Below are 22,002 nucleotides of genomic sequence, written 5' to 3' on the forward strand. Positions count from 1 at the left end.
GGCTCCGCGTGCGCATGGCGCGAAGGGGTATAATATCTATTCTGCGAGCTTCTCGATGTGCAGCTTCTGTCGCGACCTAAGATGCAAGAATATGCTCAACCTGCTGACCACGAGGAACTGTTATAGAGAATGTACACCCCTCACCTGGTGAAGACGAAAGCGAAATACTTCCGCCCCAGCTCTCAACCGTCTTCTGAACAAAGGCGAGGCCCAGGCCACTTCCTGAGACTGTAGACGACAGTCTTTTGAACGGCTCAAATACAGTATTTTGATATTTCTCGGGGATACCAACACCGTCATCGGACACGTGAATTTGGACATGGCCGAGGTTTTCCGTCGCAAAAACCTCAACGGTCCCAACTCCCTTGCCGTGATGCTTTAGTGCGTTGCTGATTAAGTTCCGCATCACTGTTTCGAAGGCGATGGGATCTGCAAAAATCTGGGGCATTGCCTGAGGCGTCTTAATCGTGAATCCTTCTGGGGGCTCGATAATTTTCAAAACGTTTGCGAGGCGATCACAGGGATCAAAACTTTCAGGTCGCCCATTTTGCGTTCCAGCCGAAGCATATGTGAGCAGGTCTTCAACCAATGTGCTCATCGCATCGGCTTGTTGCGTCAACAACCCCAAGTACTCTTCGACCTGCTGTGGAACCTGAATTTTTGCCTCGTCGAGGTCTTCAATGATGAACTCGACCAGAGGCGCAATTCTCGAAAGTGGACTCCGTAAGTCATGTGCTGCAATCGCGGCAAAAGATTCCAACCGCGCGTTGACAAGCTTTAGTTCTTCGGCCTGTTGCACGATAGTCTCCTGCAGGGCTGCTTGGGCGGTCACGTCGACCCTGATCGACGCATAGTGATCCGCGCCAAGTCGGAAATCGCGCGCTTCATAAACCAAGCCATTCTTAGCCTTGACCAGCCGCCTGTTGTCCATCCCTGCCTCTACAGAGGCGATCACATCTGAAACAAATTCATCAATCGACTTGTCATTCACGCCGAATTCAACAACTGCCGCTTTGTAAGACACACCGATCAGGTCAGCCATCGTTGCGCCTGCGTCGACCTGTGGTACGAGACGAGGAAAGCTCTTTGCGAAACCAGCATTCCGATGCACGGCGCGCATGTTTTGGTCATAGATTACGATCGCAGCGTTGAGCTCATCCAACGCGTTGACGAGTAGGTCGTTTGCCTGGTTGGCCCGGAGTGCGCGTGCCGCTTCGCGTTTATAGCGAAGAACACGTACTCCTAAATAGCCGGTCACCGCCGTGAACAGCGCAATGGCGATCGCTACGAACCAGAAGGCGGGCTTCTCATAGAGGTAGGTATCGCGCCCGAACCAACTTTCCCTGAGGGCTTTGATCGTGGCAGGCGATAAAGACCGATCCAAGGCTTGATTTAAGTTGAGCAAAAGATCCGCGTGCGTCTCGGAAACCAATATTGCATAGGGCATCGAGACGAGGCTTGGCTCCAAGGTGATGATTTTGCCAAAAACATTTGCCTCTCGTAGTCGGGCCGTAAACGCCTCTTGCCCAGACACCACCGCATCGACCTCACCAAGCAAAAGCGGAACGATCAAATCGTCTGTCTGCTGAAATTCTACGATTTCAGCGAAAGGGATCATCCTGGCCGCTGAGGTTGAGGCGCTGCCTTTCACAACACCAATGCGCTTTCCTGCCAAGTCTTCGCTACGGGCAAACCCACTTGTCCTCAGAGTGAATGCGGCCAGCTTGATACTGCCAACCTCTTGCGTTGCAAGGACTTCCTCCAGTCGCGCAGGGGTTGTTACCATAAATGTACTCAGGTCAGCCCCGCCGGAGGACAGCAATTCCAAAGTGTGTCCGGGATTGGTGGAATGCACAAACTCAGGCTGATGACCGGCTGTTTCTAAAACGCGCCGGATGACGTCGATCGAGAAACCGTCAGCCGCCCCCGCTTCGTTGGTAAAACTATAAGGGGGAAACTCAGTATACGCGACTTTTAGAGGTTCGGCAGCGATATATGTGGGGATAAACCAGAGTGCCGTTGACAGAGCGACCAAGAGGTCTGTGAAGCCGAGTTTGTGCTGCACACGAGGCATATCAATATCCAAAATTAAAAACTGGTTAGAGTGTCGATACCAGTCCCATTCCTAAGAGAGAGTAAATATTGTAGTTCGGTCATCAGCGTACCTCGGCAACGGTCATCCCTTGCCGTCCCTGCGCAGGGCTTGCGTATCAGCTAGAGTGTTGCTCTCATCAAGAAGAGGCCCCTCCCGCAGTGGGAAGGGGCCTCTTTGGTATTCGCCACCAGCTATGCTGCGTGGCTCAGCCGGGGGAGTTATCCTTGATTGTAGGATTGTCCTTCAGCCGTGTTCCCAATCCCCGGCTCCAGAACATCAGAGAGCTCGGCCTCATCGATTTCCGCCATATCTGCGACGCCGTCCTTGTTCACGTCGACTTCTTCAAAGACTTTCTTGGTGAGCGATGGATATTCATCCTTCAACTCAGCGAAGGTCAGCGCACCAGCTTCCTCCACGCCATATGGCGATGGGTCGTAGGTGCCGCTGGCCTCGGTCGCGCTCATGTCTACGTTCAGCACGCCCGACTGCTCGGCCGCATCAACCTCTGCCATATCTGCGACACCGTCCTTGTTCACGTCGACCTGTGCAAAGATCTTGCGGTCGATCGCGGGATAGGTCTCTTGCATCTCTTTAAAAGTCTGCGCGCCCGCAGAGTTCAGATCGGCCATTGCCGGGGCAGCCATCAGGGCGGAGATTGCGGCGGTGGTCAGTGCGAAACGTTTCATTGTGTTGTCCTCCTTTTCAGGATCGCGGTATGTTTTAAACGGCTTGCGCCTTCGTTCCACCCCAACAACACGCCACATCCAATGTTGTTCCTGATGCTCCCGTTTCTGTGATGAGAACGTTATCGGACGGCTCGGCACAGTCCCGTCGGGATCACACAGGGGCCGAGCCAAGCAGTCGGCTTGCTTCTGGGATATCTCAGTTTCACACATGTCGCAGATGGTCGGCTCGATGATGCGCTGACGCGCTATCAATCTGCCCCAAACGTCGTAAAAAGCATAAATATCTATCTGAAACGTAGTCTTATACCATCAACCCAGGGAGCCTGTCTCAATTTCGCCGCGATCTGAGCATGGCGCGAGATCCTGTTCGACACACCAGAATATTCAGTCATGAAGGCACGAAACGGACGTTTGACTGTAGTGCATCGAAAGCCCAGCACTCGTCCATTCTCTGGGGGGGATCGTTTGCGCGCGCAAAAATGGTAAGTTAACAGCCCGCCAGAGTCTTTCGACCCCTCGTAAAGATCGGAGCGCGCGGATGTTGGAAACGCTCATTGTTCGCCCCGGCCAAAGCGTTCCTCGTCGTCGAGCGTTTCGGATGCAACATGTACAGTAGCATCCGAAGCCATTAGCCAATTTGAGCCAAAATTACGCGGTAGCTGGCGTTCCAAAATGATGAAACTTTGGCTCCCTCAGAAATTCACTAATACGCTCAGCAATTAGCCCGCGGTCATAATCTAGGGTGGCCACATGAAAGGACCGCTCCAACCAACCAAGGCGTATCTCGCTTGACCCCACCGATGTCGCAATGCGAGGTGCGTTTTCTGGGTCAACTACATTATCGCGGCGCGATTGCTGGATTAAGATCGGCTGTCGTATCAGTGGTAGCAGCGCACCGGTGGCATTGGTCAGGAGAAAACGCTCTTTCAACGTTACCTGTGGAATTAGATCATAGCATATCTCGGCCACACCTGGTTCAGCGATGTCGGATCCAATACCGGTGATAAAGTCTGCACCTTCCGTTTTGTATAGCGGTGCAACCACTTCGGGACGATAGAGGCCCGTTGAGCCATTGATACTGACTACGCCGTGTATTTTGTCTGGAAACCGGGCCGCGAGATTGAGTGCTAGTGTCGCGCCCAATGAAAGGCCACCGACGATCACCTGCCTGCAGCGGGGCGACAGGGATTTTAGGGCCGCTTCGGCTGAACTCACCCAATCGGTTTGGGTCGTCCTTGCCAAGGCTGCAGGGGTATCACCATGCCCGGCCAATAGAGGGCAGTAGACGGTGGATCCGCTCGCCGCGTGAACTTGGTGGGCGACCTCTCGCACGCTCTGCGGGGTGCTGGTGAACCCATGGAAAAAGAGGAATCCTGTATCGTTGCCGTCGAGAAGAAAAGGCTGCGTTTCGGGCAGGTCGAAGGGGGCGATCCGGGCTTGTTTCATAGGCGCATATGACCGCGTTACCCTTGCGCCACGCAAATAGACTTGTGGTATCGTGCGATAACCGAACGCGATCAACCGAGCGGGGGGAAATGATTGCGGAACTGGCGCAGTAGCCCGGTATCGGCCTTGATATTCCACGCCATCGAGATTGTTGCCTCTGCATCCAACCCGGTAACAGGCACCAGTTCTAGCGCGGCGGGTAGGCTTTCGGCCATGCTCATGGGGAAGAAGGTCAGACCTCTGCGTTCGGCCACGCGCTGCAAAATTACCTGCACATCCCACGCTTCATCCACCACCACGGGAGTAAGGCCCGCGCGTTCGCAAGCGCTGTCGAGTAGGGCACGCCACGATCGCCAGTTCTCTCGCAGCCCCATCACGAATGGCATCTCCACCAAATCAGCCACCTGAGCGGGGGCTTCGCCTGCGGGGGTAACCACACCGATCCGCGAACTCCAGACAGGCATCTGGTCGATCCCCGGTGCGCCAACTGTGGGGTGAGACAACAAAAAGCCAAGATCGATCACGCCGGATCTTATATTTCTCAGCATATTATCCGTTGACATCACATGCATCTCAACTTGCACACCGGGTACGCTCTGGTGGAACGCATCCAGCGCTTCCGAAATCTGCCGCGAGGTGGCAAGGGCGGAATAGCCCACGATGATATGCCCGCGCGCGCCGGCGGCATTCTGGCGAGAGGCACGAATTGTTCGCTCGAACTGCGCCACCGCTTGGCGCGCGTCATCGAGGAAAACGGTGCCCTCCGGTGTAGGGATCACGCGTGGGCCGCTGCGGTCGAATATCCGAAACCCCAAATCAACCTCAGTGTCTTTCACGGCTTTCGAAATGGCCGGTTGCGCGATATTGAGCAGCTCAGCTGCGGCGCGAAACCCTTGGGCATCGGCCACGGCCAAAGCGTATCGCAGATGCCGAAGATCGAGCCTTGTGGGTTTCCTGTGGTCATTCATCGGCTTTTCCGCATTGATCGTGTTTCGTTATCACTCGATCAGCCATCGCTATTTGTCAACTGCTCCTCAAGCGGTGAGGTTGAATCGGAATTACGGGCCCGGTTCCCGTCTTGGTATGGGGAGGAGGCCCGATGCTAGCGCTGTTCAACAGAGTATCCTCTTGGTTGATGTTTATCGGTGGCTTCGGTGTCATTGCGATGATGCTGAATATTGTTGCCGATGTTGTCGCTAAGCTGGTGTGGAACGCGCCGATCCAAGGTACGGTCGAGATGTCGTCCTACTATTATATGGTCGCGCTGGTCATGCTGCCGATGGCGTTTGTCGAAATAAAGGATCAGCAAATCTCCGTCGATCTCCTGTTCAACCACTTCCCGGCATGGCTTCAGAAACTCGCGCTAATTTGCAGCTGCGTTGCCGCAGCCGCCATTTTGGCCGTGATGACCTGGCGCACGGGGCTTGATGCCTTGCGAGCACTGCGTGTGGGGGAGGTCGTGATGGGGGGGCGTGAGGTCATTGTTTGGCCGTCGCGCATGGCTCTGCCGTTGGGTTTTGGTTTAGCCAGCCTCGCCGCCTTGCTGCGTGCGACATTGGTTCTGCGCGGGAAGCCTGCCATCCAGTCCGAGTTTGATAGGGGCATGTCATGAGCAACCTCGTTATCGGCTGGATTGGTGTGGGTGCGCTCTTTGGTCTGCTGGCTTTTCGGATGTCCATCGGTACGGCCCTTATGGCAGTGTCATTCGTTGGCATTACCGTGATGCTCAACTTGCAAGCTGCTTTCGGCATCGTGAGCGCCATGCCTTTCAACTTGATCGGAGACTGGTCGCTGACGGCAATTCCGATGTTCTTGTTCATGGGGTTCATCGCCGCAAATACCGGACTTACTGCAGGCGCTTTCGATTTATTGCGCGTCTTGTTGGCGCGAATACCCGGCGGGCTGGCCTCCGCAAGTGTCGGTGCTTGCGGTCTCTTTGCCGCCGCCTCCGGATCTTCAATCGCAACGACTGCCGCGATGTCGAAAATTGCCGTGCCGGAGATGCTCAAAGCGAAGTACCATCCGTCATTGGCCACTGGTGTCGTCGCAGCCTCGGGTACGCTTGGCTCCCTGATCCCTCCGTCAATCCTTATGGTCCTCTACGGCATTTTTACCGAACAATCGATTGGCCAGCTCTTCATCGCGGGCGTCATTCCCGGTGTACTCTCGGCCCTTGTGTACATGGCAATGATCACGGTTCGCGCTTCGATCGCACCCAAGTTGGCTCCGCCCGTTGTCGAGCAGGTTGATCGGGCGCAATTGATTGGCCTGCTTTGGTCGGTCTGGCCCTTTCCGGTCCTGGTTTTGGGCGTGTTGGGTGGCATTTTCGGCGGGTTTTTCACTCCGACTGAGGCCGGTGCTGTGGGTGCCTTTCTTGCGGCGGCGGTCGCTATGTTGCGCCGCTCCCTGACCCGTAAAGCGCTGGCCGAGGCGATCCGCCAAACCACGCTGGCGACGTCTTCTATCTTTTTTCTCTCCATCGGTGCGGTGATGTTCACTCGTTTCATGGGGCTGTCTGGTGTGCCACGTGCACTAACCGACATGATGCTTTCCGTGTCCGACAATCAGATCGTGATTATCTTAATGATTGCAGTGCTTTTCGTGATCTTGGGGATGGTGATCGACTCCATCGGATTAATCCTGCTGACATTGCCAATCCTGCTTCCGGTGCTGGAGGCCGCTGATATCAATCTGATTTGGTTCGGTATTATCTGCATCAAGCTTCTAGAGATCGGTTTGGTGACACCACCAGTTGGATTGAACCTTTATGTTTTGCACAGCGCGCTCTCGGGCGAGGTAACGCTGCGCAATATTATCTCAGGCACAACTTGGTTCATCGCCATGGACATCGTGACGCTTGTTATCCTGATCGCGTTTCCCGCGATCAGCCTATTCCTGCCCTCACTCATGGCGCAGTGACCCTTTTTATTCGGAGGAGACGACAACATGAAACTCAAAACATCTATTCTGGTTCTCGCGGTCTGTGGCCTCGGTACTGCTGCCGCGGGACAGAATGCGAACCACTTTTTCGCAGAGCGTCATTCGATGGTGCGCGGTCCTTACGTTGAATTTGCTGAACGTGTGGCCGAGGAAACCAATGGTGAGCTAAACTTCACTGTCTTCTCCGGTGGCTCCTTGTTACCACCCGCGGCTTCATTGCAAGGCGTGCGGGATGGTGTGGCTCAGGTGACTTATCACGCCGGCACCTACACACCCTCCGAGCTGCCCGTCGCGAATCTGATCGGAAACTTCGCATTCTACAATACAGACCCTATGGTCATGGCTTTTGCCTCGACCGAGTTCGGTCTGACCAATGAATCCGCTTTGGCCGAGTGGAAAGAGAATGGCTTGGTCTTCGGCGGCGGCTATTCGACCTCCGAATATTATATGATGTGTAACACGCCCGTCGCCACCTACGAAGATATCCAAGGTAAGCGCTTGCGCATGGCGGGGGGGGCTTGGTCGCGCTTTGCCGAACATGTCGGTGCCGTGCCCGTCTCAATCCCATCAAGTGAGATGTATACCGGCCTCGATACAGGCTCACTCGATTGTGCCGTCGCTGCTGCCGACGCGCTCGATTCCTTTTCGCTTTCGGATGTGGTAACGCATTTGAACAAGCTTGCCGTGGGGAATTACTACGCTGGTTTCGAGTGGGGCTACAATTCGGCTTTTTGGCAGGGGCTCTCCGAAGAGACGCGCAACGTGTTGTTTGATCAGATGGCCTATTACCTTGCTCAACACCGCGTTGAGTTTGACAAGGATGTCGACAAAGCCGTCTCCGCAGCCAAAGAGGGCGGTATGAAAGTCTTTGAGCCAGACCAGGCTTTGAAAGACGCACTGGCAGAGTTTGTCAAAGCGGATGAGGCCGTGCTGATTGAAAATGCGAAAAGCCGCGGGATCGATGACCCTGAAGCGCTTCTAGAAGACTATAAACGCATCGTGGATCGCTGGGCCGAACTGCTAGCCAATGTGGACCAAACCGACACCGATGCGCTAGCCGCCCTGGCAAAGGCCGAGATCTATGACAAGCTGGATCGCGCAAACTACGGCATGAATTAAGTTCGAAAAGATGTAAAGGCTGGGGGAGCCGGAATGGTGTCCCCTAGCTATTCTGTATTTGTAGCCAGTGCCCGGACCTGTACCAGCATCTCACGTTGAGGCACAACGTGATGCGACACGCCTTTAATCGTTGAAAATCAGCGTCCAGCACGTTTTGAGGCCTGGCATCCGATTGGTAACTGGCTTGACCGACACTCCTTTCCTATCGGCGAGCTTGCCATTTGTGTCCATCCGGTAAGCCGCGTGGTTCGAGAGGACGGAGCCGATCGGTGTCATCGGTCATAGCCTCCGAAGGCGTCGCCTGGTCGTCGGTTCCGTGTTCCGGTTGCGAGCACATGAAGCGGGTGAGGTTTACAAGTTCAAAAATCTCCACACTCCTGAAAAGCGAGTGCGAGCAAGTTTCGGTCTGTACTTCTACCACACGCGCGCCGTTGCTTTTGTCAAAGCAGCACGTTCAGCCGATCGCCTCAATTCCCGCCTCACGCCGGTGCGACACCGCGCGGCACTTTATTGCGGTTTTGTTTTTGTTCAGCAGATATTAGAGGATGTGGCCGGAGGCAGGAGCTCGGGAGCCGGGTCTTGGCCGTCAAGAGTTTTTAGCTAAGAGAACTAACCTTGCCGACCCGGCATGCCTGCTCAGTCAATCAGGCTGCCGCTCTAAAGCTTGCAAAGATCTCAAATCCTGATTGAACGATGGCCTAGCCCCCGTTCGTACAGGATTTCTTGCTGATGTGCACAAGATATGACAGCCTCGGACCGTGCCTCGTAGCGGAGGCACCATGCATCATGACCACCTCCGGGCTACAAAGAAGAAACGAGGCCGCCTCGCGTCAAGGTGATCTTTTAAGAACAAATGTCAGGACCGTTCGTGTACAGATTGCTTGCATCTGAGATTGTTAGGATGAAGAGTTCTGCACGATCAGAGGTTGTCACATCTGACGTCTCCAACAAAAAATATCAAGTCAGCATTATTACGATGTCCATTTTCACGAACACACTCTACCGCAGACTATTGCGCTCAAATTTGTTGTTTCGTTCGAGTCTCGCTGCTCTCATCTTCACCGCTCTTTTGCAGGGCACTGAACCCGCCCACTCAGAACCTATGCCCCCCTTGTCCGATCTGTCGGGGCATACGCTGCTAGGAGCGACCGTTGGTAGCTATGCGATCTGGTCTGTGTACCTTTCACCAAATGGTACTGCAAAGTTCACTTATGCCAGCGGAGGACGTGGAGAAGCTGCATGGCGCATCGCCGATCAAAATGTCATTTGTTTTGACTTCGAAGCGAGTGGTGAAGAGGTGTGCAAACGCGGAAGCGCCTACGGCATCGGAAGCGGGTGGTCCACGGTCTATCTGCAAGATGACGGCACGTGGCGTCCCTTTCAGGAGGATCCGCATGGTTCATCCCGTATCTTCGGAGCTTGGCCGGGTTTCATTCGCCACAACCCTGCTTCTTTCACTGGTGACTTGACCAATATGCTCCCTGGGACGGTTTATGTAGACCGGCCGGGAACTGGAATTTTTGCAGTCGAATTAGGGCCTGACGGGACCGGAACGCTGCTGAATGAACGCGGTAAACGCGAGCTTGAGACGGTTTCTTATGGTCCACGCCAGATCTGTCTTCAGGAGGAATGTGTAAATGTACAGATCGAAGATGATCGACTTGCGCTTTATAAGGACAACAGTGACCGGCTCGAGGGTTTTCTGATCTATATTGCCCTCGGGCGTTTTACGTCACCGCTTCGTCCAGCACCTGTTAAAGATGCTCAGCAATCGCAGGAGATAGCTAACGTCGACACTTCAAATGCGGAAGCTGAGCTGGATACCTCCGACACAGCGGAGCCCACAAACAAGGCAATGGACGAAGCTCTTGCCAGCGAAGCCTGCACTGATGGGGCTTTGTTTTATGGGACTAGCGACTGTAAAGCAGCGATGGAGCGGGCGGTTTCACAAGACACTGGGCGGATCGTATCCTCTGCGACGGGGCCAACAAATGCAGAGAACGAAAGCCAACCGGTACTAGATTTGCCCGAAGTAGAATACCTATGGTTCGGCCGCTCGGCTGATCTGCAGGTCCAAAAGCTCGGTACGCGGGATAAACGCGGACAAACACGTGTGGATTTTGAAAACGGATCCCCACGGATCGGTGGGCGTATACTTATACCCTCATTTGTACCTGACAGTGCACGCATCGTGGCGGTAAGCGAAGCGTTGGCCTTAATTCGTTTTTCGGGCTCATTATTGCCCAAAGGGTGTGTTGAAGCATATCGCTGGCTTTGGGTTCAGGCATCTGATCACGGTGTTTTGTCAGAGCCGTTTGGAGCCTGTACCGCTGCGGAGGATGTCGAGGTACATTACGAGGGATCTCGGGTCGTGACGACTATCACTCCTGAAGAGGGTATTCCGAGTACCTTCGAAATATTCCCATACCGAAGTGACGACATTGATCCATTGCGGGTATCCGTCACTTCGGGGCCGTCTGTCGATTTTGAGTCCGTGTCTGAAGAAGATTGGAAAACCATTGAGCGCCGTGCTGCAGAGGCACAACGCATCGCTACCGCCGAAGCGGCGAAAGAAGAAGCTCAGATCCGAGAGGCGGATATGCAAGCCGAAAAAGAAGCTGCCCTTGCTAGAAGGCGCCAACCTGCAACCCCCACCGGGAAGCTCGACGATGGAAATGTCTTTGACATCCTCGCTCAGGATTCAGTGCAGTCAGCGATTGCTGCCTCCGACGATGCAAAAATTATCCAAAAAGCTTTATCAGATCGTTTCTATGAGACTGTCTATCTACCGCACAACAAGCACGTTGGTGACATTTACGTCGGACTTTCCTGCGGCCCATCGGGGTGCGCCGAACTGATGGCTGGCGCTATATACAATCGAGTCACGCAAGACGCCTTCGGGTTTGTACAGATCGACTTTGAAACTTACAGGTTTGGATCAGAAGGTTGGCTTATGGCGGACCCTTCGGCGCAGGTTGTGACAGATACCTTGAGCAAAATGGTCAAAGCTATTCCCGCTGAGTAGTTCGACATATCAGAAGTAGAAATACGCAGAAGCTTCTAGTATCGCTTTCGCGCTGGCGATGTTGACATGTTCTGCCGTGCCCCCCTTAGAGTCCGCGTTTTTCAGTTAGCTCTGTTCAGGGTTTGGTCCTCTCCTGACCGTTGGTGATACTCCCTCGGGGTGAGCCCGTCGAGGCTCGAATGCGGGCAGTGATGATTGTAGTCGTCGCGCCAGGCGTGGATCATGTGACGGGCATGGCGCAGGCTCGCTGCTCGAAGCTGACGCGAGTGCTCGGAGAGTATACCTAGAGATTAGCTCATCCTCATAGAGCCTTTCCTGTACCAGAGATCACTCGTGTCCAAAAGAAGCCAACTAAAGCAATCACTTAGATCGTTAGTGCGACGCGAGCTGCATACAGCGCAGCTGCCGCCGTCGTTTCTATGGAGAAAGCGACTGGTGAACTTGCAGCTTTCGGCTGAGGTAGTGGACCATGTGCTCTACTTCGACCGTTCTTATACAGCTGAGGAAATTTCACCTGGGCCACAGGCAGAGATTTCCCCCAGCCGCAATATGGAGAAATATCCATATGTTTGTATCTGCGGCCGATGGCTATTCAGCGCTTGCGAAAGAGTTACACAGGCAAAATACCATGAAATTCATGACTATTCTCTCTGCGCTTGCGCTGACGCTGTCCGCGCCTGCCTTTGCGCAGGACGCCAAAGGCACCGAAAAACAAAGCGCGCCCGCATCCACTGCAGATACCCAGGAGCGCGGCACTACTGTCGGCAGGGGTACCCGGAATACGGCAAGCACGACAAGAAACAAGACATCGCTTCTGTAACCAATGGTTTGCTGCGCAGGTCGGCGCTGACAGGTGCAATTATCTGCCTCGTTTGTGCCTGACAGACGTCGCCTGCGCGCAAATCAAGGTCCTAAAGAGTAACCTGTTCAGCTGGCTTCGGGTTAGCCCAAACCGAACAGGTCAGTACCCATTTTAAGAAGAGTTTTGAGTATCTGAGCCTCGCCAAATGAAAGTCTACCTAAATCAACCCGATCACCTGATCCTGAAGGGCACAACAAATGTCATTTCGGTTGTGTTGTGCATCATACTTCTTGTTGTCGTTGGGCTCAGCGTGAGCGCAGCCATGGCTGGTTACACCGCCGGCTGGGGCGTTGCTGCTGGAGCTGTTTGCATCGGTGGAGGTATTTTATGGCTGGTCTACCACAAAACAGAAGTTGTGTTTGATCGCGTATCCAACGTGCTGACCCTGCGAAAAACAATGCTGCATGGCACGCGCGAGGACACTATCACGCTTGAAAACGTGAAGCAGGCCGATGTTGATCTGAAACGCAATGAACGTAGCAACAACCGGCTGCACGCCAGCTATACCTACCGGCTGTGCGTGGTGACGGGTGCTGCCCCGAACCGGCAGCGTGTTGCGCTGTCCCATGGTTACACGACGAGCAGGCGCCATCTTGTGACGGCGCAGAAAATCAACGACTGGCTGGGCGTCCCCGATGCGCCGATCGCTGTTGGGCCCAGCATGGCAGATGTTGCCGAAGTCATCAAAACCTTGGGTTTTGGCAAAAGCACCTGACCCGAAGTTTGCACTAACCTCAAAAGGCTCAAATCGTGTCTCAGTTCACAGAAACAACGCAAGTTGGCCTGTTTGCCCGGCTTAAAAACGCCATCAAGGGCATCGGGCTTGGTATCAGCTTTATCGGTATTGCTGTATATTTTCTGTTTTGGAACGAAGGCAATGCCGTGCGTACAGCTCGGGCGCTTGCCGAAGGGGCCAACCAGGTCGTGTCGGTCGACCACACGGCAATAGATCCGCAAAACGAAGATCGCCTTCTGCACATAAGCGGCCCGCTTGCGCTTGAGGTGCCGCTGGCGGATGTGGCGCTGGGGGTGGTTGCGTCTGCACAAACCGTGCGTCTTGAACGCAAGGTAGAGCAATTTGCCTGGATCGAAGACGAGCAAACCAAGACGGAGACAAAACTAGGTGGCGGGCAGGAAAAGACCACGCGATACACCTATCGTCAGGATTGGACGGATGCGCCAGCCAGTGGAGCAGAGTTTCGGGTCCCCGAGGGGCATATGAACCCGCCGATGCCAATCGCATCGAAAGTGATCCGACAGCCAGAGGGCACAATTGGTGCTTTTACCGTAGATGATGAGATTTCAGATCTGGGCGGTTCAACACCAATGCTGTTGGACTCACAGCAGGCGGAGGATGTCGCGCGGGCTCTTTCGTTGGAGCAACCGGCGAAACTGGTCGCTGGGCAGGTGGTTTTTGGTGCAGATGTCACGGCTCCGCAGCTTGGTGATATCCGGGTGAGCTATCACGCGTCTGAAATCGAGAAGGCAAGCGTGGTCGGTGTACAGCGCGGCGACACGTTGGTGCCCTACACTGCCCAAAATGGACGCAAGGTCTACTTGGTGGAAGAAGGACTGAAGACCGCGGACGAGATGTTCCAGACAGCAGTTTCCAACAACACCTTCAAAACCTGGATGTTGCGCATTGGTCTCATGGTCCTGCTGTTTTTGGGCTTCAAGGCGCTGTTCGGGGTGGTGGACGTGATTGCCAGCATTCTGCCTTTTCTGGGATGGATCACGGCCTCTGTTACCTCGTTGATCAGCGTCGCTCTTACGCTGGTTGTCGGTGGCACCACGATAGCGATTGCTTGGGTCTATTTCCGCCCAGTTCTGGCGCTCCTTATCATTGCTGTCGCTTTGGCCGGAGCAGCCGCCAGCGCCTATTGGCTGCGGAAAGCGGCGCCCGAGACACCCAAGACACCCTGAATTTTGAACCCATTCCGCGAGACAGGACACAATATGAAACAGATATACCTTTCGATTGCGCTGATGTTTGGCGCAGGCGCGCTTCAGGCCGGGCAATTCTGCGAACTTGACGGCACCGAAATGTTCACCTGCACGCTGAAGGGCGGCACGCGGGGTGTCGAGGTCTGCAACGCGGTCTGGGCAGATGGCACCAAGGCTGCCTACGGGTTCTTCAAATCCAACGGGGCGGTGGAAAAAGAGATCCTGCAGGACATGGCCACGATCACCGCGTCGCCCTGGAATGGCATGGGGAATTTCATGAGCGAGTCCGTGACCTTTGATGGTGGTGGCGGCTACGCCTATGAGGTCTGGTGGGGCAGCGAACGCGCGGCAGATGCCACCGAAATGGGCGGGGTCAATGTTCTGAAAGACGGCGCGCTGATCGCTGATATTCCCTGTGACGCGGGCAGCGTAAACAGCGACCTGTCTTCGCTCATCGAACTGATCGAAGCGGCGCAGTAAGGGCTGTTGTGATGCTGCCAAGAACTCTGTCAGCGGCTGTCATGATGATGATGGCGACCGGGTGGTCCGGCACAGCCAACGCGCAACCTGTTTGCGGCGGCGAGGTGCTGTTTCAATGTGCAACGGACAACGCCGACTTTCGCGAGCAGATTACCGTCTGCGCAAAGGATCACAGCTATATTCTGACACGTCACGCGTTGGCGTCGGGCGAAATGTACTATGACACGCCGCTGATCGCCGATGCGAATACAACGTGGTTCAGCTGGTCCGAGGACGATCAGTTGCGGCTGGAAATCGGGTTCTGGAGCACCGACCTGGCAGAGCCCGTAACCCTGCATGCGTCGCTGCCGTGGGACGACATGGAGGAAACGCTTGCAGCGACCGGCGAGTACAGCATGTGGCTGCAATCACCGCATTGGCGCGCTCATGTCGATCAGACATTATGCGCGCCGGAAACGATCTACGCCGACCCCGAGGCACTGTGGGGCGCCCAGGATACCCGCGGCCCGATTGCCGCGTTCTTTTCCCAGGATGAGATCATCCCGCGCGTAAATACGGTAGGGGTGGCACGGGTGGCTGACACATCTGGCCACCTCGAGGGCCTGCCGGTCTATGCCGCGGCACGCCCCTCGGCCGCAACCCCGATCTGGTGGATGCTACAGCCCGGCGACATCGTTGATATCATTGATCGTGAAAATGATTTCGTCGCCGTTGCCATCCCAACACTGGGCATGACGGAATGCTTCTTGCGGCCCGAAGCCCTTGGCCAGCCCTATAACGGGCCCTGTGCCACAGGTTGGGTCGATGGCGCCTATCTTCAGCAAATACAATAACACCGCAGGCATGTGGCGCGTGGTTCCATTTGCCTCAAGCCAGGCACATGCCCCGCGCTTGTTTAAGGAGATGACGATGAAAGCACTGGTTCTAACTGCAGCCCTTACCTGCACTGCGGGCACTGCAAGTGCCTTGTGTGAGGACGCGTGGTATTTGCGGAATATGGCCTTCGACAGAGCAGGTTATTGCTTTGGCTCTGCCCTGGGTAAGTCGGTTTTTAGTGCAGAGTGTTCGACGAAATCTCCCAGCCTGAATGACTGGGATCAGCGAATGGTCAGCGCACATAAACAATTAGAAGCCAGCTATAGCTGCAAGATTAATACCAAAGGTCGCCATTTGGCCTCTTCGTTGATCGGAAAGCTGGATGATATCGACCTCTTGCCGACGCTGTCACAGTTTGAATCCTCCTGTGTCGGCTACACGGGCGCACCGGTTACCCTGACCAGCGGCATTGGCATGCGTGACAGCTATCCGACAGGCACCATACAAGACGGCGCTACGGTACACTTTCGTTTTGAACCATGGGGTGGGTTTGAGTTCGTCGAGACGGAGACAGGGGCGGGGTGGATTCCCGAAGGATCGGTCACCCCCGATGTCTGCACTGCTTTTGCAGGGTGAGCAGGCTCATGCGTTCGAAGTTGCTTTGTTTTTTGGCCTTTGCGCCTGTCGTTGGTCATGCGGAGTGCCTGCCGCCTGAAACCCAGGCCCTATCATGCACCTTGCCGAGTGGAGGGCATCTGGAGCTTTGCTGGACGCCGCAAGACGCCCGATTGGCATTTGACAAGGAACCTGGCGTTCCCGCCGAGGTCAGCGTTCCCTTGGGGAATGTGACCGGCCTTACCGCCGCTGACTGGGCGTCCTCCACGCTGCGCGGCGTGGGGGCGGGCTATGAAGTTTACGTATCCGGACAGGTTGCAGGCATGAACCTGATCCGGGACGGCGGTGGAACCTCTTCATATACCTGTGCAACCGGCACAGTGAATGGATCGCTTGCGGAGCTGAACGAAGCGGCACTCTATGCCCCAGCCTCAAAGGAGAACTAAACGTGCGATCGTTTTTGACAAAATTCGGGGTCAGTCTGCTGTGCTCGGCGGGCATGGCGCAGGCCTTTTGCGACGACATTCTGGCGACACAGGTGCTGTGTCTTACTGAGGATGCAGATGAAATTAAAGTCTGCAGCAGTCAGCACCCTGAAATAGGAGATCCGGTTTTGGAACTCCACGTGACGCCTCAGATCTCGGATGGCCCGATCTATCGGCTTGCCGCCGATGTACCTTTCGGCATGGCGCCGGGTACGGGTGGGTTCCCGTGGGATGTGCATGAGTTTTCTTTCCTGCATGAGGGCGGGCGCGCTGTACTCAGTGTGAAAACACCCATGGATACTGACGACACCTCTGATGCGGAGATTTGGCTGGATCTGTTTGGACGCGGAACCGCCCCAGATCGCAGCCTCTCTTGCATGCAACCGGCCCTGAGTGCGGAAATCGAAAACCTTTTGGCGTTGCGTCGTGTCTCAATGAATACCATGCGCACGGGGCCAAGCGCCGATAGCGCTCCGTTCTACCAGCCGAGCAAGCCCATCTCCGGTGCCACGCCCCATGGCAGTTATAACTGTCGAGAAGTCGCCGGCGTGTTAAGCAATGAAGGCACCGAAAACGGCCAGATCGCGCTCTTTGCGGCACCATCGGACGAGGCTGCGATCCTTGGCTATGCGTTTCCTTCCGACCTCGGCTCCGCTTTTGAATGCGTCTCAGAGGACGGCTTCTCTGGCATCATCTGGGTAGACCCCGACAAAGGCGACGGTGCCGGCGGCTATATGACCCAGCTCGATTATGAGGCACGACTGGCTGCGTGCTCCATGACGGCCGATGATTGGCCGCAAGACCGAGCATATTGGGGCAACTGCTCTAGCGCGTGGGTGAAACAAGGCAATATTGCCGGCTTTGGGGGCTAACGCAGATGAAGCGCTATTTTATCGTGGCGAGTTTCGCCGTCTGTGCGGCTCCGGCGTTTGCCGACTGTGGGGCCGGCGGGACACAGGTATTCTATTGTGACACGGAGAACGCCTCTCGCGTCCAGGTGTGCCTGCAAAATGAAACCGTTCAGTTCCGCGGCGGTCCTGACCTGTCTGACCCTGTCTATGACCTGTCCATGCCCGTGCGGTTCATGCCCTACCTTTCAACTGGTCTCGCGCAATCCGAAGAAGATTTTAGCTACATCCGTTTTTATGAAGGAAAACGGGTTTTCACTGTGGGCGTAGATCGGGATCTGGAATTCGCCTCCGTGTCTCTGGGACTGGCGCATGATTTCCTACCTGCGAACGAGGAGGCCTGTAATCCGGATTCAATCGTCGATAACTTCCAAGTGCTTGACCAGTTTGCCCTGACTACAGGCCGGGTCGCGCCGGTTGTATCCTTCCCCGAGGTGTCTCCGAACTGCGGGCCGATCCATGACCTGCGGCCTGCGGACTGGATGGAGGATAAGAGCGTCACTCCGATTCACCTCGGGCCTGAGGAGATCACAACCGAGGTCATACCGGTGGATCAGAACGTTCGCGCCTGTGGCGCTCCGGTTGAGGGCTGGCAGGGGATACGGTTTCAGTCATATGGGTTTGAGTGCGATTTGAACGCTCCAGATGCGATCGGCGCTGTGTGTAGCTCCGGCTATGTGCGCCTGTCTCAACTTGCAGAGAACTCTGGCCCGGCGTCAGAGCTTTCCCCCCCACAAGCGCTTGCTTGTCAGGCCGGTGGTTTTCGGTTTGTGATGGCGCGCGCCGATAACGGAGCCGTCACAATTGAAAACGATCAGCTGCGTTTGACCCTGTCACCGGGATCGGGGCCGCGGACCACCACCGACACCGGGTCTGAGCAGGTCATGCGCTTGAACGACAAGCTAACCCTTTCGGTCTCTTACGATACGCTTGAACTCAATGTGTCCCACAGCGAGCAGGGCCAGCAATCCGGCATCTGCGTACCTGTAGATCTGAGCGAAGTGTCAAAATGATCTGAGATTTGCCCTTGCTGCGGGTCAACCCATAGCAGGACTTTGTTTTTCAATCCATTTTCCAGGAATACCTTGATGACTTTCAATCGGGCTCTTGCGACAACCGTCGCATTGATATTCTCGCATAGCGCAGCGTCTGCCGCAGATCTGGCAACCATCGGCGGTGCCAATTTTTCCCAATCTTCCGCACAAATCCGCGCAACTTTTGAGGCAGAGGGCTATCGCTGTGAACGCATGGGCGTCATGGATCCTGACGATGGAAAACTTGATGAAAAAGGCTGCGCACTTTGGAAGGACGAGTTTTCCTTTTCTAGCTCGGATACGCGCGTGATGTGGACGATGCGCTATCAAAAAGATAACGAGATGCGGATCCTCGTCTTTGGTGAGCAGCAAGGTCTGGATCGCGTGTTGATGCTTGGCCAGGCCACGTTTTTTGAAGATGCGGCCATCGAGATGTCCTCCCCGGAATTCCTGGAAGATAGGCTTGCTGTATTGTTCGAGGTCACACCGACATTCGGCACCTTCGATACCGCTGAGGATGCGTTAGATCTGTGCTTCCTGATGACGGAGGATGCCACTGTCCTGACCCCTGCGGGCTTGCCGAGTTCTGCATTGGAGGAAAACCAGAGGTTTCTTGGCTCTCCAATCAGTCCGGCAGCCATCCTCTGCGAGCGTTGGATGAACCGGAAACGCGATGCGGTTGTCGATTTTGCCCGATCAGATGCAGGTCCAGCTTATGCGCGTAAGGTCGTGTATTACGCCGACGGCGGTAAACCTCAACAGTACATGGACATGCTGTGGAATGTTCCGGCAGTGGTGGGCTGGAGCCTAGCCCCCCCTTCAGGTCGAGGGTAAATAGCCTGTATATTGCTTCCAGCGGTAGTATGTTGGTCATGAAAGGCTCTGCTTTCTGCGTGCCTTTCATACCGTTTTCTTGCGAGGTTTTGTGACTCTGTCCTGTTTATCCAGCTGGCGGTTAAGGAAATCATGCTATCAGAGAGTGCGGTGAAGCGGTTTCGCCTAAAAGGTGAGGCGCGGATGCTGCGAAGATTTTCCCCCTAAACATCGTTGAAACAATTGTTATTTCAGTCTTTGTATTCCGGCAACAAAGCCGCAAGTAGACTTAAGACTGAACTATGTATGCGCCCCTTGATCTAATCCGAGATATCACCGATGCACCGACACTTGATGCAAAATACAAGGTTTTTTCAGGCTTTATGGAAGCGGAGTATGGTTATGTCGGCGTCAATTATGGCCTGTTTCTAGATACGCGGTCGCTACATGCCATTCACAACAATCATGTCTCTAAGCGATCAGGTCTGCCTAATGAGTGGCGCGAAATCTATCAGCGTAACAACTATGCTCTGGACGACTATGGTATGCGGATGGGGGCTCTGACTCGAAAACCAATTCTGCAATCAAGCTTTTATCGCGCATTGGACGCAAATGAGTTGCCCGAAAACTTCGCGCGCGTCGTTGGAGGGGTGCGCAACTTCGTATCCTCTGGGGTTGTCCTCCCACTACAGGCCAATGGGATGAGAGGCATTATCGGTCTTTTTGATCCATCCGGTGATATCCTCAAACATGATGCGCGTTTTGAAAGGGACAGGACGACCATCCAGACGCTCGCAAATTATCTTCACATGTGCAGTGATTGGTCGGACGACATAATTGTTCAGATGGGCCTGAGCGAGATGAACCTAAAAGTACTGCGTTTGAAAGCGCAGGGCCTGCGGATGAAAGAAATCCTGTATGAAATCCAGCGCGATAACCCCAAAACTATTCACAGCCACATGCAGCGAGTTCGCAGGGCTTTGGGTACACGCAACGACATGGAAACTGTTCAGCGTGCGGCAAAGCTTGGGCTGCTGAAGGAAGATAGCTTACCGGTTCACCAAGTTAGTCCTCAGCTTTATGACGCGTTGGGGCTACGGTAGGATTAGCCCGGCGCGCCGGAACGTTGGTGAACAACGTCTGTCTCCATAATACGTGCGGCTATGCACTGATTTCGTTGTTAAGCAGACCAATATTAGCGTTGTAACGCTGCGCCGCAGCGGGTCTTGAGGATGAGTGATTGCAGTGGGCTGTTACCGTTTACCGAGACGCCCCAACCTTGAAAGCTGTGCCAGCATACGGGTACCGGTTCCAGTCACGCTGCTTGCTGGCACATCTGTTGGTTTGCCTGCTGAGTTCGATCTGCTTGGCAACGCTTGCACACCAAAGAATTGACGTGCGCGTAGAGCTGCGTATTCCGCGCCCGTCGCCCCACCGATCGCGTATCGGTTGTAGATCTGTTGGCCCCCAGCAAGTCCACGGGCAAAGGCATAGCTGCCCCCGAACCCGGCTGAGAGCGCTGGCATCATGATGTTTCCAGAAATCGCTCGAACCAGGAAGGGCGTTGCTATGATGAAGCCCTTTGCCATGAGCACCATCATGAAGAAAGGGATGAGTGCGCCGATGTTAGAGGCGCCCTCAGGGTCGCCCAACTCAGCAAGAAGCGCACGCGAGACACCCGTGATAGTCGCGAACACACCGGCAACAACGATGGGGTACATTGCGAAGGAAATTAGCGCCGATAGCCAGCGTGCGAAATAATCCTTGGTCACTTCAAAGAGGGTCAGGAAGATCATGACCGGCGCAATCCCGATCAGAAGAGCGATCATGAGCCGCGACGCGACCACGATGAACGCGGCTAAGCCGCCGAGGATCGAGAGTAACAAAACCCCAAGGGTGTCTAGTAGGGCACCGGCCATCCAATTCAGTTCAGATCCCGCAGCATTCAGGTAGTCCCCGAGCGCCGCGATCAGGTCATCGAACTCCTCCGCGAAGGTGCCAGATGGGCCAGGTGACCCGCCGCCGACAGAGGCCACGAGCGACCCGGCAATGCTATCGATCCCGTTCAGGATCGACGCGGCAAGGATGTTGAACTGCACCCAGTTCGTTGCAAAGACACCTATCAGCCCGACTTTCACGGCCAGCCAAAAGGCCGTGCGCCCGTCCATGGCGCGATATTGGTAGATAGTGTTGATGAAAACAAGAATGACAACAAGTGTGGTGCCGAGAACCAGCGTCGTTCCGACTGTTGCGGCGACCGCACCGAATTGCGTCTCAGCAGCGGTATTGAGATAGCCTTCGGCCGTTTCTACGAAGTAGGTGACGACACTCATGAAACCCTACCAGTTTCCAGCAGCTTTGCAGATTGGCATGGCTTCGCGCCGAAGCTCATTTGCCTGCCGTCGGTATTCTGACGTCGCTTCCACGATGTCCCAGTATTCAGATGCGGCGAAATGCCCGACGAAGACTCCTTCGGCTGCCTCCCAAGACGGATACCGCGTCGGACATTCACAGCTTTGGGCTTCAACGATGCGTTGCATGCTCTGAGCACGATAGATTTGTTGGATCAGGAGCCGTTTGTGGGAATCGCGTACATCGATGTCTTGCATCCACTGTGGCTCCGGGGGTTGGTCGGGACAGACATCTGGCTGTTTGTCGAGAGTTGGGATCAGATTCCGTTCAGCGACGCCAGCGGTTGCGCCGAGGACAACGAGCAGGCCTGCAGTCGCAAGGA

General features: G+C 55.0%; 21 protein-coding genes and 1 pseudogene. 15 read left to right on the plus strand and 7 right to left on the minus strand.

What is annotated here, in order from left to right:
* Positions 1–76: 76 nt before the first annotated feature.
* The 4 genes from ACZ1HH_RS18665 to ACZ1HH_RS18680 all read right to left on the minus strand — a co-directional run bounded on the left by ACZ1HH_RS18665 (position 77) and on the right by ACZ1HH_RS18680 (position 5,195).
* The gene (locus ACZ1HH_RS18665) at positions 77–2,086 is read right to left on the minus strand and encodes an ATP-binding protein (RefSeq protein ID WP_472635061.1); all 2,010 of its coding nucleotides are present in this window, start codon (positions 2,084–2,086) and stop codon (positions 77–79) included.
* A 227-nt stretch (positions 2,087–2,313) separates the two neighbouring features.
* Positions 2,314–2,781, minus strand: coding sequence for a hypothetical protein (locus tag ACZ1HH_RS18670; protein WP_472635062.1), 468 nt, complete (start codon positions 2,779–2,781; stop codon positions 2,314–2,316).
* A gap of 648 nt (positions 2,782–3,429) precedes the next feature.
* Positions 3,430–4,227: an alpha/beta hydrolase gene (locus ACZ1HH_RS18675; RefSeq protein WP_472635063.1), complete on the minus strand. Its 798-nt coding sequence runs from the start codon at positions 4,225–4,227 to the stop codon at positions 3,430–3,432.
* Between the two features lie 71 nt (positions 4,228–4,298).
* The gene (locus ACZ1HH_RS18680; protein ID WP_472635064.1) at positions 4,299–5,195 is read right to left on the minus strand and encodes a LysR family transcriptional regulator; all 897 of its coding nucleotides are present in this window, start codon (positions 5,193–5,195) and stop codon (positions 4,299–4,301) included.
* Between the two features lie 131 nt (positions 5,196–5,326).
* Here ACZ1HH_RS18680 and ACZ1HH_RS18685 point away from each other — a divergent pair, with 131 nt between their 5' ends.
* The 4 genes from ACZ1HH_RS18685 to ACZ1HH_RS18700 all read left to right on the plus strand — a co-directional run bounded on the left by ACZ1HH_RS18685 (position 5,327) and on the right by ACZ1HH_RS18700 (position 11,311).
* On the plus strand, positions 5,327–5,839 hold the full coding sequence (locus tag ACZ1HH_RS18685) for a TRAP transporter small permease subunit (RefSeq protein WP_472635065.1): 513 nt from the start codon (positions 5,327–5,329) through the stop codon (positions 5,837–5,839).
* Positions 5,836–7,146 carry a TRAP transporter large permease gene (locus tag ACZ1HH_RS18690; protein ID WP_472635066.1) on the plus strand — a complete coding sequence of 437 codons (1,311 nt, stop codon included), beginning with the start codon at positions 5,836–5,838 and terminating at the stop codon, positions 7,144–7,146. The genes ACZ1HH_RS18685 and ACZ1HH_RS18690 overlap by 4 nt, the downstream gene beginning before the upstream one ends.
* A 27-nt stretch (positions 7,147–7,173) precedes the next feature.
* A complete protein-coding gene (locus ACZ1HH_RS18695; protein WP_487320537.1) occupies positions 7,174–8,286 on the plus strand; it encodes a C4-dicarboxylate TRAP transporter substrate-binding protein in 1,113 nt (370 codons plus the stop codon).
* Between the two features lie 901 nt (positions 8,287–9,187).
* The gene (locus ACZ1HH_RS18700) at positions 9,188–11,311 is read left to right on the plus strand and encodes a hypothetical protein (RefSeq protein WP_472635069.1); all 2,124 of its coding nucleotides are present in this window, start codon (positions 9,188–9,190) and stop codon (positions 11,309–11,311) included.
* Between the two features lie 101 nt (positions 11,312–11,412).
* Here the strand turns inward: ACZ1HH_RS18700 and ACZ1HH_RS18705 are convergent.
* A pseudogene (locus tag ACZ1HH_RS18705) lies at positions 11,413–11,556 on the minus strand (integrase core domain-containing protein); the annotation flags it as partial.
* A 383-nt stretch (positions 11,557–11,939) separates the two neighbouring features.
* Here ACZ1HH_RS18705 and ACZ1HH_RS18710 point away from each other — a divergent pair.
* From ACZ1HH_RS18710 to ACZ1HH_RS18760, 11 genes are all read left to right on the plus strand, one after another.
* A complete protein-coding gene (locus ACZ1HH_RS18710; RefSeq protein WP_472635070.1) occupies positions 11,940–12,131 on the plus strand; it encodes a hypothetical protein in 192 nt (63 codons plus the stop codon).
* Between the two features lie 187 nt (positions 12,132–12,318).
* Entirely contained in the window at positions 12,319–12,888 is a 570-nt protein-coding gene (locus ACZ1HH_RS18715; RefSeq protein WP_472635071.1) for a hypothetical protein, read from the plus strand.
* Between the two features lie 35 nt (positions 12,889–12,923).
* Positions 12,924–14,096: a TMEM43 family protein gene (locus ACZ1HH_RS18720; RefSeq protein ID WP_472635072.1), complete on the plus strand. Its 1,173-nt coding sequence runs from the start codon at positions 12,924–12,926 to the stop codon at positions 14,094–14,096.
* Between the two features lie 33 nt (positions 14,097–14,129).
* Complete coding sequence (locus ACZ1HH_RS18725) at positions 14,130–14,597, plus strand: hypothetical protein (RefSeq protein ID WP_472635073.1); 468 nt, start codon at positions 14,130–14,132, stop codon at positions 14,595–14,597.
* Between the two features lie 11 nt (positions 14,598–14,608).
* On the plus strand, positions 14,609–15,430 hold the full coding sequence (locus ACZ1HH_RS18730) for a hypothetical protein (protein ID WP_472635074.1): 822 nt from the start codon (positions 14,609–14,611) through the stop codon (positions 15,428–15,430).
* A 76-nt stretch (positions 15,431–15,506) separates the two neighbouring features.
* Positions 15,507–16,049: a DUF4453 domain-containing protein gene (locus ACZ1HH_RS18735; RefSeq protein ID WP_472635075.1), complete on the plus strand. Its 543-nt coding sequence runs from the start codon at positions 15,507–15,509 to the stop codon at positions 16,047–16,049.
* A gap of 152 nt (positions 16,050–16,201) precedes the next feature.
* Positions 16,202–16,474, plus strand: a complete 273-nt coding sequence (locus ACZ1HH_RS18740; protein WP_044026401.1) for a hypothetical protein — start codon at positions 16,202–16,204, stop codon at positions 16,472–16,474.
* A 2-nt stretch (positions 16,475–16,476) separates the two neighbouring features.
* Entirely contained in the window at positions 16,477–17,385 is a 909-nt protein-coding gene (locus tag ACZ1HH_RS18745) for a hypothetical protein (RefSeq protein ID WP_011536583.1), read from the plus strand.
* Positions 17,386–17,390: 5 nt separating this feature from the next.
* Positions 17,391–18,434 (plus strand): hypothetical protein, encoded by a 1,044-nt coding sequence (locus tag ACZ1HH_RS18750; protein WP_487320538.1) that lies wholly within the window; start codon positions 17,391–17,393, stop codon positions 18,432–18,434.
* Between the two features lie 75 nt (positions 18,435–18,509).
* Entirely contained in the window at positions 18,510–19,289 is a 780-nt protein-coding gene (locus tag ACZ1HH_RS18755; RefSeq protein ID WP_487320539.1) for a hypothetical protein, read from the plus strand.
* 281 nt (positions 19,290–19,570) lie between these two features.
* Positions 19,571–20,371, plus strand: a complete 801-nt coding sequence (locus ACZ1HH_RS18760) for an autoinducer binding domain-containing protein (protein ID WP_472635079.1) — start codon at positions 19,571–19,573, stop codon at positions 20,369–20,371.
* 150 nt (positions 20,372–20,521) lie between these two features.
* Here the strand turns inward: ACZ1HH_RS18760 and ACZ1HH_RS18765 are convergent, their stop codons facing one another.
* A complete protein-coding gene (locus ACZ1HH_RS18765) occupies positions 20,522–21,601 on the minus strand; it encodes a TrbL/VirB6 family protein (RefSeq protein WP_472635080.1) in 1,080 nt (359 codons plus the stop codon).
* Between the two features lie 6 nt (positions 21,602–21,607).
* Positions 21,608–21,877 (minus strand): hypothetical protein, encoded by a 270-nt coding sequence (locus ACZ1HH_RS18770; RefSeq protein ID WP_472635081.1) that lies wholly within the window; start codon positions 21,875–21,877, stop codon positions 21,608–21,610.
* Positions 21,878–22,002 lie beyond the last annotated feature (125 nt).

It is taken from the genome of Epibacterium sp. HA2-3 (assembly GCF_055693725.2).